14 protein-coding genes and 2 pseudogenes are annotated in these 13,147 nt (G+C 72.6%); 5 read left to right on the top strand and 11 right to left on the bottom strand.

Annotation, left to right across the window (positions count from 1 at the left end; all coding sequences use genetic code 11):
* Positions 1-41 precede the first annotated feature (41 nt).
* Positions 42-734 carry an NUDIX hydrolase gene (locus FS825_RS10495; protein WP_395885998.1) on the bottom strand — a complete coding sequence of 231 codons (693 nt, stop codon included), beginning with the start codon at positions 732-734 and terminating at the stop codon, positions 42-44.
* A gap of 145 nt (positions 735-879) precedes the next feature.
* Here FS825_RS10495 and FS825_RS18645 point away from each other — a divergent pair, with 145 nt between their 5' ends.
* Positions 880-1,047: a hypothetical protein gene (locus tag FS825_RS18645; RefSeq protein WP_186377187.1), complete on the top strand. Its 168-nt coding sequence runs from the start codon at positions 880-882 to the stop codon at positions 1,045-1,047.
* 92 nt (positions 1,048-1,139) lie between these two features.
* Here FS825_RS18645 and FS825_RS10500 read toward each other — a convergent pair whose 3' ends face one another.
* Together FS825_RS10500 and FS825_RS10505 are read right to left on the bottom strand one after the other, a co-directional pair.
* Positions 1,140-2,012 (bottom strand): patatin-like phospholipase family protein, encoded by an 873-nt coding sequence (locus FS825_RS10500; RefSeq protein ID WP_144712722.1) that lies wholly within the window; start codon positions 2,010-2,012, stop codon positions 1,140-1,142.
* 251 nt (positions 2,013-2,263) lie between these two features.
* Positions 2,264-2,989, bottom strand: coding sequence for an SDR family NAD(P)-dependent oxidoreductase (locus tag FS825_RS10505; RefSeq protein ID WP_144712724.1), 726 nt, complete (start codon positions 2,987-2,989; stop codon positions 2,264-2,266).
* Between the two features lie 104 nt (positions 2,990-3,093).
* Here FS825_RS10505 and FS825_RS10510 point away from each other — a divergent pair, with 104 nt between their 5' ends.
* Positions 3,094-3,987, top strand: coding sequence for a LysR family transcriptional regulator (locus FS825_RS10510; RefSeq protein WP_144712726.1), 894 nt, complete (start codon positions 3,094-3,096; stop codon positions 3,985-3,987).
* A gap of 93 nt (positions 3,988-4,080) precedes the next feature.
* Here FS825_RS10510 and FS825_RS18955 read toward each other — a convergent pair.
* The 3 genes and pseudogenes from FS825_RS18955 to FS825_RS10520 form a co-directional block, all read right to left on the bottom strand.
* A pseudogene (locus FS825_RS18955) lies at positions 4,081-4,248 on the bottom strand (DivIVA domain-containing protein); the annotation flags it as partial.
* Positions 4,237-4,332 (bottom strand): annotated as a pseudogene (locus tag FS825_RS18960) (DivIVA domain-containing protein); the annotation flags it as partial. The pseudogenes FS825_RS18955 and FS825_RS18960, both read right to left, overlap by 12 nt.
* A 24-nt stretch (positions 4,333-4,356) precedes the next feature.
* On the bottom strand, positions 4,357-5,823 hold the full coding sequence (locus tag FS825_RS10520; protein WP_313960540.1) for a flavin monoamine oxidase family protein: 1,467 nt from the start codon (positions 5,821-5,823) through the stop codon (positions 4,357-4,359).
* On the opposite strand from FS825_RS10520, the gene FS825_RS10525 reads away from it, so the two are divergent.
* Entirely contained in the window at positions 5,822-7,558 is a 1,737-nt protein-coding gene (locus FS825_RS10525) for an APC family permease (RefSeq protein WP_144712730.1), read from the top strand. The two genes, FS825_RS10520 and FS825_RS10525, sit on opposite strands and share 2 nt — an antisense overlap.
* Positions 7,559-7,747: 189 nt before the next feature.
* Here FS825_RS10525 and FS825_RS10530 read toward each other — a convergent pair whose 3' ends face one another.
* Both FS825_RS10530 and FS825_RS10535 read right to left on the bottom strand, forming a co-directional pair.
* The gene (locus FS825_RS10530; protein ID WP_144712732.1) at positions 7,748-8,428 is read right to left on the bottom strand and encodes a hypothetical protein; all 681 of its coding nucleotides are present in this window, start codon (positions 8,426-8,428) and stop codon (positions 7,748-7,750) included.
* A gap of 48 nt (positions 8,429-8,476) precedes the next feature.
* A complete protein-coding gene (locus FS825_RS10535; protein ID WP_144712734.1) occupies positions 8,477-8,821 on the bottom strand; it encodes a hypothetical protein in 345 nt (114 codons plus the stop codon).
* A 134-nt stretch (positions 8,822-8,955) separates the two neighbouring features.
* Between FS825_RS10535 and FS825_RS10540 the strand changes: the two genes are divergently transcribed.
* Positions 8,956-9,561, top strand: a complete 606-nt coding sequence (locus tag FS825_RS10540; RefSeq protein WP_144712736.1) for an LppP/LprE family lipoprotein — start codon at positions 8,956-8,958, stop codon at positions 9,559-9,561.
* 42 nt (positions 9,562-9,603) lie between these two features.
* Here the strand turns inward: FS825_RS10540 and FS825_RS10545 are convergent, their stop codons facing one another.
* Positions 9,604-10,353, bottom strand: coding sequence for an SDR family NAD(P)-dependent oxidoreductase (locus tag FS825_RS10545; protein ID WP_144712739.1), 750 nt, complete (start codon positions 10,351-10,353; stop codon positions 9,604-9,606).
* 160 nt (positions 10,354-10,513) lie between these two features.
* On the opposite strand from FS825_RS10545, the gene FS825_RS10550 reads away from it, so the two are divergent.
* The gene (locus tag FS825_RS10550; RefSeq protein WP_186377188.1) at positions 10,514-11,104 is read left to right on the top strand and encodes a TetR/AcrR family transcriptional regulator; all 591 of its coding nucleotides are present in this window, start codon (positions 10,514-10,516) and stop codon (positions 11,102-11,104) included.
* Positions 11,105-11,106: 2 nt separating this feature from the next.
* On the opposite strand, the gene FS825_RS10555 is transcribed toward FS825_RS10550, so the two are convergent.
* On the bottom strand, positions 11,107-12,183 hold the full coding sequence (locus tag FS825_RS10555; protein ID WP_144712743.1) for an ABC transporter permease: 1,077 nt from the start codon (positions 12,181-12,183) through the stop codon (positions 11,107-11,109).
* On the bottom strand, positions 12,180-13,061 hold the full coding sequence (locus tag FS825_RS10560; protein ID WP_144712745.1) for an ABC transporter ATP-binding protein: 882 nt from the start codon (positions 13,059-13,061) through the stop codon (positions 12,180-12,182). Before FS825_RS10560 ends, FS825_RS10555 begins: the two co-directional genes overlap by 4 nt.
* Positions 13,062-13,147 lie beyond the last annotated feature (86 nt).

Below are 13,147 nucleotides of genomic sequence, written 5' to 3' on the forward strand. Positions count from 1 at the left end.
CGCCCTGCTCGGCGGTCAGGCGCGGCGGCCCTGCTCGGCGGTCAGGCGCGGCGGCCCGGGAGCCGGACCACGCGGTCGTGGTCCCACGGCTCCGCCCAGCCGAGGCGGTCGAACAGTGCGTCGAGCAGCATCGCCGTGAAGCCCCAGACCACGAGCGGCCCGGTGCCCGAGCCGGTGTCGATCGTGAACGCCGGCCCGCGCCACTCCCGCCCCTCCCGGCGGATCACCGTCACGCCGCGGTGGGCGGGGTCGAGCAGGTCGGCGACCGGGGTGCGGAAGACCGCAGCGGACTCGGCCTCGTCCACGACCCGGATCGGCGACGGCTCGCGCCACCAGCCGAGCACCGGCGTGACGAGGTGCCGCGAGAACGCCAGCGGCACCGGGGCGATCGTCCCGAGGACGTCCACGCCGTCGGTGTCGATCCCGGTCTCCTCCCGTGCTTCACGGAGGGCGGCCGCGACGGTGTCGGAGTCCTCGGGGTCGACGCGGCCACCGGGGAACGCGATCTCGCCGGCGTGCGACCGGAGGGTGGCGGCGCGGGCGAGGAGGAGCACGTCGAGGTCCTGCGACACGGCGCCGTCCCGCGCCGGTCGGTCACTCGGGACGCGGTCGAGAGCGCCGAAGAGGATGAGGACCGCCGCCCGGCGGGAGTGCTCGGCGACGGGCATCCCCGTCACCAGCGGCGCCGCCCCGGACCCGACGAGCGCGGAGAGCTGCTGGCGCGCCGAGTTCACGTCGTCAGCCTAGGCGCTGCCCGGACATCCGGAACGCGTCGCCGGACCGACGGGACGCGGGGTTCTCCGAGCACGGACACGTACCGTCTGACGCCACACCTCCGGGTCACGGCGGCCCGGACCGATCACTGCACGGGAGCAGACCATGACGGACACCGACGGCACCGCACCGAAGAACGACCCCGAGGGCACGCCGAAGCCGGACGGCCTCGGCGACGACGGCACGATCCCCAACGAGCCCGACGGTCTCGCCGCCGGACACGTCGGGGACGAGTCGCACTTCAACCCGGAGGAGGACGACGGGACGGAGTGACCGGCCGCCTGCGCCTGGCCGCCTGCGCGCCTGGCCGCCTGCGCGCCTGGCCGCCTGGCCGCCTGGCGGCCTGGGCGCCTGGGTGCCCGGGTTCAGCGCCAGAACGCGCCGACACGGTCCGCCAGGTCGGTCCCGAGCCGGTGACCGGCCCTCGCGGCCTCCGGGCGGAGCGCCGGGTCCATCGCGTTCGGCCCGAACAGGTGCTCGTCCGCGGCTGGAGGCGCCACCGTCTCGACGAGGCTGTCGGCAGCGCGGAGCTCCTCGACCTGGGCCTGGAGCTGCATGCCCCAGGCGAGCGGGTGCATCGTCCGCCCACCGAACGGCGACAGGACGAGCACCCGCTCCGCTCCGGCCGCCAGATCGGCGTTCTCGTTCCGTCGGTACCCACCGTCGATGTACCGGCCGGAGCCGATCGGGAACGGCAGGCCGCTCGAGCAGCTCGCCGCGACGGCGTCGACGACCTCGACGCCGCTCGTCCGGTCGAAGACGACCGGCTCCCCGGTCGTGGCGTCGACCGCGGTGATCGCGACGTCGCGGTCCGGCCACGCCGAGATCGGCAGCCGTGCCGAGACCATCGCCCGCCACCGGGCAGGCCACGAGCCGTCGGACGCGGCTTCGAGTTCGAGCGCTGCCGCGCCCATCCGTCGGCGCATCTCGGCGGCGTCCGCCGAGGCCGCGATGACCGCGCGGAACCGGTCGAGGTGCGTGGTCGTCGGGCGACCCGGGGGTGCCAGTCGTGGCCCCGGAGGCGTCGACGCCTGCGCGAGGAGCTCGGCCGGTTCCGCGCCGGCGAACTGGACGGCGGCCGTGGACCCGGCCGAGGTGCCGATGGTGCGGTCGGCGTCGGTCACGTCGACGCCGGCGTCGGACAGACCGGCGACGACGCCGATCAGCCAGGCGTTGCCGGTCGAGCCGCCGCCACCGAGGACGAGGGCGCGGTGGTGCTGTTGCAGGGTGTTCTGCATGGGAGTCGCCTTTCGCGAACGCGGTTCGGCGCTCCCGGTGCGGCGACTAGTGGTGTCGCGCGATCGTGGACGGCGAGGGAGCGCCCACTGTCGATGCTGCGTGCATGGGTCCCACCTCCTGTCGTCGGATCACGATCACCGCGAACCTAGCACCCCGGCCATCACGGCGACACGACGAACCGCGACTGGAGGCGCGGCGGACGTCCGCCGCGTGCGGAACGTGCGCCGCGCCTCCAGTCCGACAGCGGTGGTCACCACGGCACGACGCCCGCGTCCTCGAAGAAGCCGCCCCGCGGCCCGTCGTCCGGGAGCGTCGCGAGCCGCACGGCGGTCGCGGCGCCCTGCACGGCGGTGCGGTCACCGGCGAAGCCGTTGAAGTCCGTCGCGACGAGCCCCGGGCACGCCGCGTTCACGATGATCGGCGTGTCCGCGAAGGCCCGCGCGTACTGCGTCGTGATCCCGTTGAGGAACGTCTTCGACGGCGAGTACGCCGCCATCACCGGCCCCGGCTGGCGGCCGAGCGACCCCATGCTGCTGGACGCGTTCACGATGCGGGGCGCGGGGGACCGGCCGAGGAGCGGCAGCAGCGCGTTCGTCACCCGCACCACGCCGTACACGTTGACGTCGACGACCTGGCGGACGACGTCGAGGTCGAGCGTCGTCGGGTCCTGCGTCCACGTCACCGGGTCGAACGGACCCGAGATGCCGGCGTTGTTCACGAGCACGTCGAGGCGGCCGAAGCGCTCCTCGATCTCTGTGGCGGCGGCGAGGACGCCCTCGTCGTCCGTCACGTCGAGCCGGACGCCGTGCGCATCGATGCCCTGCGCGCGGAGCCGGTCCACCGCCTCGTCCCGGTCCGCGTCCTGCCGGGCTCCCACGATGACGCGGAGTCCCTGCTGGCCCAGGCCCTCCGCGATCGCGTACCCGATGCCCTTGTTCGCGCCGGTCACCAGCGCGGTCGTCACGTCGTTCTCCATGGGTCGATCGTCGGTCCGTGCCGGCGGCGGCGTCCAACACCGATCCGGTCCGTGGTGGTACCGGGACGGCATCACCACGGACCGGACGGTCGTAGGCTCCGAGCGTGGACGATGTCGAGACGCGTGAACTCCGGTACTTCCTCGCCGTCGCCGAGGAACTGCACTTCGGCCGGGCAGCGCTCCGCCTCGGGATGGCCCAGCCGCCGTTGTCGCGGGCGATCCGGCAGCTCGAGGGGCGGATCGGCGTGCAGCTGTTCGACCGGGACCGTCGCGGTGTCCGCCTGACGGCCGCCGGAGCGGCGCTCCTCCGTGAGGCGCCGGCCGCGCTCGACGGCGTGCGGGCCGCGGTCCGCCGTGCGCGTCGTGCCGGTGCGGTCGAGCAGCGACTCGTGCTCGCGACGAAGGCCGGGTCGTCGCACGAGTTCCTGCAGGCGCTCCTCGACGCCCACGCTGCCGACGCGGACGGCGCCCCGGTCGACGTCGTGCTGTGCGAGATCGGCGAACAGGCCGGGCTGCTGCTCGACGGCACCGCCGACGTCGCGGTGATGCACCGTCCGTTCGACGACTTCGCCGGGATCGAGTCCGTCGACCTGTACTCCGAGGCGCAGGTCGCGATCGTGCCGGCGTCGCACGCGCTCGCCGGCCGCCGATCGCTGACGATGGCCGAGGTCACCGCTGTGCCGGACCTGCCGATGGCGCGCTGGCCGCTCGTCGACGGGACCTACCCCGACGGCCCGGGCCCCGAGGTGCACTCGCAGTCCCAGCTCGCGCAGCTCGTGGCCCTCGGCCGGACGCTGCTCGTCATCCCGCGGTCGAGCCGGGCGTGGCAGTGGCCGGAGCACGTCGCGGTGCCGGTGCTCGACGCGCCCCTGGCGACGACGGTGCTCGGGTGGCCGGCTGGTCGGCGGACGCCGGCGGTCGACCGGTTGGTCGCGACGGGGCTGCGGATCGGGGACGTGACGGCGGCGTCCGCCGCGGGCGCGGGCGCGATCGCCTGAGCCGCGCGCGCGACGGCGGGCGCGCGCGATCGCGCGCCGGGGTGAGCCGCGCCGGCCGCGCCGCCGCGCCGGGCCTCAGCGTCGGGTGTGCTCGCGGAGCGCGACGACCACCAGGTCGATGAAGTCGTCGACCTGGTCCTGCCGGTAGCCCTCGCGGAACATCGTGGGCTGGAACCGCACGGCCGTGACGTCCTCGGGCGTGAGCGGGTCGACCGGCCGACCGGCCTCGTACCCGGCGAGCGTCGCGTGGACCCGGTCCAGGAAGTCGTCGACCTGGTCCTGGTCGTACCCCTCGCGCCACCTCGTCCGCTGGAACCGTGCGTTCGACACCTCTGCTGCGAGCATGTGCTCCCCCTCGTGCTTGCGTGCTCAGCCATCCTCCCACGGGCCGTCGGTCGACCAGAGCCGCACCACGGGGACGTCGTGCCCGAGCACCGCGACCGCCGCACGGTGCCCGGAGTACAGGGCCGCCGAGACCGTCGCGGGGTCGTCCGTCCACGTCGCCTCGCCCGCCAGGTGCAGCCGGCCGTCGATCGGCTCCGCCAGGTCGTCGTGGTCGGTCGTCGTCGAGCCGGGCAGCATGTGCGCGTAGGAACCCCCGGCGAACGGGTCGTCCTGCCACGCCGTCACCTGCACCGAGACCGGGGCGACGACGCGGTCCCCGAACAACCGGCGGAGCTGCTCGAGGACGGAGTCGGCGACCTGGTCGGTGCTCCACCCGCGGATCGCCCGCGCCGCCGGACCGGCCGCGAACGTGAGCAGGGTCGGGGTGCCGTCGAGCCGGGTGAGGTCGTACCAGGAGTGCCACCACCGCCCCTCGGGCCCGAGCTGGCGGACGACGTAGACGTCCTCGTCCCAGAACCGCTCCGGGAACCGGAGGACGACCTTCTCGAACGCGTTCATCCGGAGCCGGCCGAGTGCGAGCCGGTGCCGCTCGGGCAGGGGCGGGTCGATCACGAACCCGTCGGACTGCAGGACGCCGACGGGGACCGTGACCACCGCGACGTCGGCGTGGATCGTGCCCGCCGTGCTCGTCACGTCCACCCCGTCGTCACCGTGGTGGACGCCGGTCACGACCTGCCCGAGCCTGATGTCGAGGCCCTCGGCGAGGCGGGCGGGCAGCGCGTCGTAGCCGTCCGGGAACACGACCTCGTCGCCGGCGATCGCGTCGTCGTCCAGGCCGTGCGCCGCCAGTTCGTCGCTCGGCACCCCGTACTGCTCCTCGCTCCGGTGCTCCAGGTGCTCTCGGACCCGTTCGGTCCGGTCGGCGTCCCACTCCTGCGCCGCGAGGGCCCGTTCGACGACGTCGCGGTAGGTGTCCGTGGGGCCTGATCGTCCGATCGCGTCGACGAGCGCGCGATCCGCGGTGTGCACGTCCGCGGCGAACCGGCTCGCGGCCTCGGCGTCGAGACGTGTCCCGTCGGGGCCGTGGTACGCGATCGGTCGGCCGTCGACCTGGTAGCCGCCCACCGTGAACTCGGTCGTGCGGATCCCGAACGCGGCGACCGCGGCGGCCACGGCGCTGTGCTCGACCCCGTGGATCCACGACGCCCCGAGGTCGGTGACGTGGCCGTCGCTCCGGTCGGTGTGCACCCGCCCGCCGATGCGGTCCCGGGCCTCGAGCACGACGACGTTGTACCCGGCCCCCGCGAGGAGCCTGGCGGCGGTGAGCCCGGCGACACCGGCCCCGATCACGACGACCTGCATGCGCCAAGATTGACACAGCAGGGTGCGGAAAGCGTCGTTGAGGGCTAGTTTCAGTGCTCGTATCCACAGTGTTGTGGTGCGACGGCGACGGTATCCGTCGCTCGCCATCCGGAGAGGTGTGGTGGTCATGCGAGACGAACGCGTCGTGACGGTGTCGACCGAGACGGTCGGGACGGAGAAGGGACTGCGGACCGGTGCCATCGGGCTGGTCGGCAGCGTCGTCATGGGCATCTCGTCCACGGCGCCGGCCTACAGCCTGGCCGCGAGCCTCGGCCTCGTCGTGGCGAGCGGCGGTGCACTGCTCGCCGGGGTGAAGGCGCCCGCGATCATGCTGCTCGCGTTCATCCCGATGTGGATGATCGCCGTGGCGTACCAGGAGCTGAACCGCGAGGACCCGGACTGCGGCACGACCTTCACCTGGGCGACCCGGGCGTTCGGTGCGGTGACCGGGTGGCTCGGCGGCTGGGGGATCATCGCCGCCGACGTGATCGTGATGGCGAACCTGGCGCAGATCGCCGGGTCGTACGGGTACGCCTTCGTCGGGGTCGTCACGAACGACCCGGCGATCAGTGCGCTCGCCGACAGCACGCTCTGGTCGACGGTGGCCGGGGTCGCGTGGATCGCCGTCATGACCTTCATCTGCTACGTCGGGGTCGAGGTCTCGGCCCGCATGCAGTACGTCCTGCTGGGCATCGAGGTGCTCGTGCTCGTCATGTTCGCCGTCGTCGCGCTCGTGCGGGTCGCGACGGGCAACGGCGTCGACGGGTCGCTCACGCCGTCGTGGTCCTGGTTGTGGCCGAGCGGGATGGACTTCGGTTCGGTGATCGCCCCGGCGATGCTCACCGCGATCTTCATCTACTGGGGCTGGGACACCGCGGTCTCGCTCAACGAGGAGACGAAGGACCCCGAGAAGACGCCCGGTCGCGCCGCCGTCATCAGCACCGTCCTGCTGCTCGTGATCTACGCGCTGGTCTCGATCGCCGCGATCGCGTTCGCCGGCGTCGGGACGAAGGGGATCGGGCTCGGGTCGCAGGGCAACGCGGACGACGTGTTCTCCGCCATCGGCCCGGCGCTGTTCGGCACGTCGTTCCTCGGGCACGCCGCCATGGCGCTGCTGTCGTTCTCGATCCTCACGTCCGCGTCGGCGTCGACCCAGACGACGATCATGCCGACGGCCCGGACCTCGCTGTCGATGGCCGTGTACAAGGCGCTGCCGTCGCAGTTCGCCCGCATCCACAGGCGCTTTCTCACCCCGACCTGGTCGACGATCGGCATGGGGGTCGCCTCGATCGGGTTCTACGTGCTCTTCACCGTCATCTCGACGAACCTGCTCACCGCGCTCATCGGCTCCGTCGGGCTGATGATCGCCTTCTACTACGGTCTCACCGGCTTCGCGTGTGTCTGGGTCTACCGGCGCACCCTGTTCACCAGCGTCCGGAACCTGGTCATGCGCGGTGTCGTCCCCCTGCTCGGCGGCCTGACGCTGGCGGTCACCTTCGTCTACGGGCTCGTGCAGTTCGCGCAGCCGGACTGGTTGCAGGGCGACGACGGGAAGGACGTGACGATCCTCGGCATCGGGGCGGTCGCCGTGGTCGGGGTCGGCTCGATCCTCATCGGGGTGGTGCTCATGGTGGTCTGGTGGGTCCGCTCGCCGGACTTCTTCGCCGGGCGCACGCTCAACGCCCGGACCGGCATCCTGGTGCTCGATGCGGCCGCGTCCGGTCCGGAGCCGACGGTCATCGCGCCGGACTTCTCGAACCTGCCGACCGGCAGCGTCGCGGTCGACGAGGAGACCGGGAAGCGGTTCCGGCGGACACGGTCCCGGTCGGACGGATCGGGTCGCCCGGACGACCCGGCCGGGTGAGACGGGTGCGGTGTGGTGCGGGTCGGAGTGGATTCGGGCGTACCGTGCGGTTTCGGGCGTACCTGGTTTGTTGGTTTCGCCCGCTACGCCCGATTCAGCATTCCATCGCGCGCGTCATGGGAAGAAAACGCACCGCGGCGGCGCGCGGACGGGAGGCGCGGTGCGGGCTGGCACCGCGCCCCCAGTCCGTCAGGTGGTCCCGTCCACCGCGTCCTGTCGAGCTGTTCCGTGCGCCAGCTCGCGACGGAGCGACCGCAGGACGCGCATGAGGACGTCGAGCTTCGTCGGCCCGGCCTCGAACGGTCGTCCGAGCGTCGTCCGCGGCGGCAGGACCAGACTGCTGCCGTCCGTCAAGTCGAACCAGAGTGCGTAGTCGACCCGCGTGCCACGGGAGTCCTTCGTGGCGAGGTCGATCCTGCGGATCCGCGACCACGGCAGGTCCATCACCGGCGCGTCCCGCCGCGGTGCCCACCCGTGCAGGCCGGCCGCGTCGACCGTCCAGACCTCGGGCCGCGGGCGGGGGAGTTCCTCGGTCGTGCGGAGGCTCGTCGTGGTCACGGGAAGGAAGAAGGCCGGCGTCCGGCCGGTCTCCCGGACGCGGGCGAGGATCCGGCGGTCCCGCCGTCCGCTCCACCACGTGCCGATCACGATGCTGATGCCGAGCACGACGAGGAACAGCGGGAACACCACGAGCCAGAACCGCCCGCGTGATCCCGTCACGTGGTCGAAGACCGCCGGGCCGGAGAACTCCGCGACCAGGGCGGCAGCCGCGCCGAGTGCCAGGAGCGCCGCGGCGACGACGACGGGCCAGGGCCTCGGCACCACGCCGTCGCGCAGTCGTTGCACCCACAGGTCGGCCGCGTCCTCCACGGGCCCATCCTGGACCAGGACGAACGGGGGCGTCCGTCGTGTGCGCGGTCAGCGGCGCGCGGGGCTCCCGCCGAAGACCGCGGCCAGCAGTCGGCTGAACCGGGACTGCTGGAGTGGCTTCGTCTCGATGGCCTGGGTGGGCGAGCGGAAGGCGAGGTCGTGCAGCATGTTCCGCTTCGAGCCGTCCCAGTTCGCGAAGAGGTACGCCCCGCCGAGGAACGACAGGCTCCGGACCGGGGTCCGCTTCCACGAGTCGGCGGCGACGTAGTACCCGGTGTGCCCGGAACGGATGTGCTTGATCACGGTGTCGACGTCGATGACGCTCGTGGGCGTCACGACGGCCGTGATGCCCGTACGGTCACGGGCGACGTACTCGATGAGGTGTTCTGACACGAGAGGCTCTTGGTCGGGGAGTCGTCCTCGTCGTGCGAGGGAACGCGCTCGACGAGGCTTGGCCGGAATCGTCGTTGCTTCCGTTCCCAAGAGTACGCCGTGTGCTCCACGAGCGGGAGGAGGATGCTCGGTGCATGCGCACCCTGTACAGCTCGGGCACGATCCTGGTCGTCGTGGCGATCGCCGTGGGCCTGGCCGGGTGCAGCGGTGGGAGCACCGCGGCGCCGACCGTGACCCGGACCGTCACGGCGAGTGCCGCGCCCAGCACACCGGCAGGGACACCGGTCGCGGCCCCGACCGTCGCACCGACGCCGACGCCGACGCCGACGTGCGGGCCGACGAGCGGGGCGGCCGCCTCGGCCCGGGCGATCGCGGAGCTCCCGCTGCCCGTCGGACTCGAGGACGCGCGCTGGGACACGTCGACATCGGACTTCGCCGGGTACGACCCCTGCGCTCCGCTGTCCTGGGCTGTCGTGAGCCTCGACCACGCCACGGGGAGCTCACCGGTCGCGATCCTGCTCTTCCACGAGGGCCGGTACCTCGGCACCGCGACGAAGCTGGCGTACTCCTTCGTGCCGGACGTGACGCGCACCGGCCCGTCGAGCATCGCGGTGACCTACCACTACGCGGAGCCCGACGAGTCGACCGCGGACGCGAGTGGCCGGACGAACGCGACGTTCACGTGGGACGAGACGACCGGGCGGGTCGACATGACGGGCGACGTGCCGCCGGTCGGCTAGGGCCGACCGGCGCCCGCGCCCGACGCCCGCCGCCCGCTGCGCTCAGACCTGGCTCGCGCCCCCGTCGACGTAGAGCTCGGCGCCGGTGACGTAGCTGCTCCGCGGCGAACCGAGGAACAGCACGGCGTCGGCCACCTCGTCCTCGGTCCCCAGCCGCTGCATCGGGACACCGGAGGCGAGCCCGCCGAGCAGTGCCTCGGCGTCCTCGGGGCTGTTCGCGAGGCCGGAGAGCCCCGGCGTGCCGATCGGCCCCGGCGCCACGACGTTGACCCGGACGCCCCGCTCGACGAGCTCGGCCGCCCAGCTCCGTGCGAGCGACCGGACCGCGGCCTTCGTCGCGGCGTAGACGCTGAACGCCGGGTTGCCCTTGACGTCGATGTTGGAGCCGGTGAGCACGATCGCGGAACCGGACGCCAGGTGCGGGAGCGCGCCCTGCACGGTGTTGATCACACCGCCGACGTTGGCGTTGAAGGTCGACGCGTAGTGGTCCCAGCTGATCTGGCCGAGCGGTGCGAACTCGCCGCCGCCGGCGTTGGCGAACACGAGGGCGAGCCCGTCGCCCCGTGCTGCGACCGCGTCGAACACGCGCTCGACGTCGGCCGCGACCGCCACGTCGCCCTGCACGGCCGTCACGGCGTCGCCGAACTCCTCGGTGACGGCGTCGAGCGCGTGCTGCCTGCGTCCGGTCACCACGACGTGCGCCCCCTCCGCGACGAGTCGGCGCACGACGGTCAGGCCGATGCCCGACGTCCCGCCCGTGACGAGTGCTGTGGTCCCGGTGAAGTCACCCATGGTCGTTCCTCTCTCCGGCTCCCGCAGGAGCAGTTGCGTACCGTTCGGTACAGATGTGGAACGTAGACCCTCCGCGCGTTGATGTCAAATCTGTACCGACTGGTACTCAAAAGGCGAAGGCGCTATTCTGGTCCGGACGGTACAGATCAGGAGGCGCGTGATGGCGACACGAGGACGGCCGCGTGGGTTCGACACGGACGAAGCCCTCGACCGGGCCGTCGACGTGTTCTGGCGGCAGGGCTACTCAGGCACGAGCCTGGAGGACCTGACCACTGCGATGGGCATCAACCGCCCGAGTCTCTACGCGGCGTTCGGCAACAAGGAGTCCACCTTCCGGAAGGCACTCGAGCGGTACGCGGAGGTCGAGATGGCCTACGTGGGGGAGGCCCTCGCGGAACCCACCGCCCGTGCCGTCGCGGAGCACTACCTGCGCAGCAACGTCGCCGCGGTCACGTGTCCGGGCCGCCCGACCGGGTGCCTGTCGATCCAGGGCGGACTCGCCGCCGGCGACGACGACCGCCGGATCGTGGAGTTCCTCGAGGAGAGCCGTGCGGGTGGCGAGCAGCGCATCGCCGAGCGGTTCCGGGCAGCGCACGACGCCGGGGACCTCGCCGCTGACGAGGACCCCGACGAGCTCGCACGCTACGTCGTGACGGTGTCCGCCGGGCTGGCGGTGCAGGCGAGCAGCGGCGCGAGCCGACAGCAGCTGGCCGCCGTCGTCGAACGCGCGCTCCGCGCCTTCCCCGCCTGACCTCAGCCGCGCAGTGCCTCCGCCAGCTTCACCCGGCCGCCGGTGCGGAGCAGTGCGTTCTCGTAGATGCGCGCACCGACCAGGACGACCAGCACGACCGAGACCGCGACGATGACCAGGGAGAGGACCGGCTCCCACCACTCGGCCGTCCCGAGGAAGATCCGCATCGGCATCCCGATCGGGGCACTGAACGGCACGTAGGACATCACGCCGAGGACCGTCGGGTTGTCGTACGCGACGATGATCAGGATGTACGGGATCATCACGAGCATCATCACCGGGGTGGTGACGCTGCCGACGTCCTCCTGGCGCGAGACGAGCACCGCGGCCGCCGCGAACAGGGACGCGATGAGCACGAACCCGACCGCGAAGAACCCGACGAACCAGAGCATGCTCGGCCCGAGCACGGTGAACATGTTGTCCTGCCCGGTCACCGCCAGCGTGACCGCTGCCGCGACCGCCACCCCGACGATCTGCGCGAACGCCATGACGCTGTTGCCGAGGACCTTCCCGGCGAGCAGCGCCCGCGCCGGGATCGCCGCCATGAGGATCTCGACCACGCGGGTCGACTTCTCCTCGACGACGCTCTGCGCGATCGACTGCCCGAAGGTCACGGCGGACGCGAAGTAGACGACGCCGAACGCCAGTGCGACGATGTAGATCAGCCCGCCCGGGATCGCGTTCGGGTCGAGCAGCTCGATGCGCGGCGAGACGCTGAGCGCCTGCACGACGTCGGTCGGGGCGTCGTCGAGTCCGACGACCTTGTAGCCGAGCGGGTCGTCCGAGGGGATGATCGCCGCGTCGACGTCGCCCCGCTCGACCAGGCGCTCCGCGGCCGCCGCCGTCGGCGCCTGCCTGACGTCGAGCCCCTTGCTCGTCGGAAGGCTGACACCGTCGACGACCGCGACCGGGGTGGTGTCCCCGGCGGTCGCCTTGCCGACGATGCCGCCGACGACGATCGAGGCGACGACCATGAGGACGAGGATGCACGCGGACACGACGAAGGCCTTGCTGCGGACGCGCGCCTGGACCTCGCGCACGGCGACGAGCCGCACGGACTGGACGAACGAGCCGTTCACCGGACGACCTCCCGGAAGACCTCGCTGAGCCGCGGGACCCGCGGGGCGAACGACCCGACGGTGCCGTGCTGGACGGCCCGCTGCAGGACGGACTGGGCGACCGCGTCGGACGCCTCGAACACGGCGTACCCGCCGTCGAACTCGCGCACGGTGACGCCCGGTTCGTCGCGGAGCCAGGCGACGTCGCCGTCGACCAGCAGCTCCCACGCCGGCGGCCCGGCCAGCTTCCGCAGTTCCTCCTGCGGACCGGCGGCACGGATGGTGCCGTCGGCGATCACGACCACGTCGTCGCAGAGGCGCTCGACGACGTCCAACTGGTGGCTGGAGAAGAGGACGGGGACCCCGCCGGCCGCGGCCTCGCGGAGGACGGCCAGCACGACGTCGACCGCCATCGGGTCGAGGCCGGAGAACGGTTCGTCGAGCACGAGGACCTCGGGGCCGTGGGCGAGCGCCGCGGCGACCTGCACCCGCTGCTGGTTGCCGAGCGACAGCTTCTCGACCGGGTCCGCCGCGTGCGCCGTGAGCCCGAGCCGGTCGAGCAGGTCCGCGGTGCGGGTGGCGGCCGTGCGCTTCTCGACGCCGTGCAGCCGGGCGAAGTAGGTGATCTGCTCCGCGACCGGCATCTTCGGGTACAGCCCGCGTTCCTCGGGCATGTAGCCGAACCGGCGGCGGTCGGCCGGGCCGATCGGCGTCCCGTCGATGGACACGGTCCCGGCGTCCGCCTGCAGCACGCCGAGCAGGATCCGCATGGTCGTGGTCTTGCCGGCACCGTTGCCGCCGACGAACCCGGTCAGGCGTCCGTCGCCGACCGTGAACGTCACGTCGTCGAGCACGCGCCGGTCGCCGTACTGCTTGGTCACCCCGTCGATGGTGAGCATCCCGTTCCCCTCTCGCGGCGGTCCGAACCGCCTGCGTCGACGCTATTGCGCGACCGGGTCGGGCCGCCTCCGGCCGGGGACGGGTC

This window comes from Curtobacterium pusillum, from assembly GCF_007680845.1.
Lineage (GTDB): Bacteria > Actinomycetota > Actinomycetes > Actinomycetales > Microbacteriaceae > Curtobacterium > Curtobacterium pusillum_B.

What these genes read in the sequence shown, in the direction of transcription:
- FS825_RS18645 (WP_186377187.1), top strand. Translation starts at nt 880, where the DNA reads ATGACGGACACCGACGGCACCGCACCGAAGAACGACCCCGAGGGCACG.
- FS825_RS10500 (WP_144712722.1), bottom strand. Translation starts at nt 2,012, where the DNA reads ATGCAGAACACCCTGCAACAGCACCACCGCGCCCTCGTCCTCGGTGGC.
- FS825_RS10505 (WP_144712724.1), bottom strand. Translation starts at nt 2,989, where the DNA reads ATGGAGAACGACGTGACGACCGCGCTGGTGACCGGCGCGAACAAGGGC.
- FS825_RS10525 (WP_144712730.1), top strand. Translation starts at nt 5,822, where the DNA reads ATGCGAGACGAACGCGTCGTGACGGTGTCGACCGAGACGGTCGGGACG.
- FS825_RS10520 (WP_313960540.1), bottom strand. Translation starts at nt 5,823, where the DNA reads ATGACCACCACACCTCTCCGGATGGCGAGCGACGGATACCGTCGCCGT.
- FS825_RS10540 (WP_144712736.1), top strand. Translation starts at nt 8,956, where the DNA reads ATGCGCACCCTGTACAGCTCGGGCACGATCCTGGTCGTCGTGGCGATC.
- FS825_RS10545 (WP_144712739.1), bottom strand. Translation starts at nt 10,353, where the DNA reads ATGGGTGACTTCACCGGGACCACAGCACTCGTCACGGGCGGGACGTCG.
- FS825_RS10550 (WP_186377188.1), top strand. Translation starts at nt 10,514, where the DNA reads ATGGCGACACGAGGACGGCCGCGTGGGTTCGACACGGACGAAGCCCTC.
- FS825_RS10560 (WP_144712745.1), bottom strand. Translation starts at nt 13,061, where the DNA reads ATGCTCACCATCGACGGGGTGACCAAGCAGTACGGCGACCGGCGCGTG.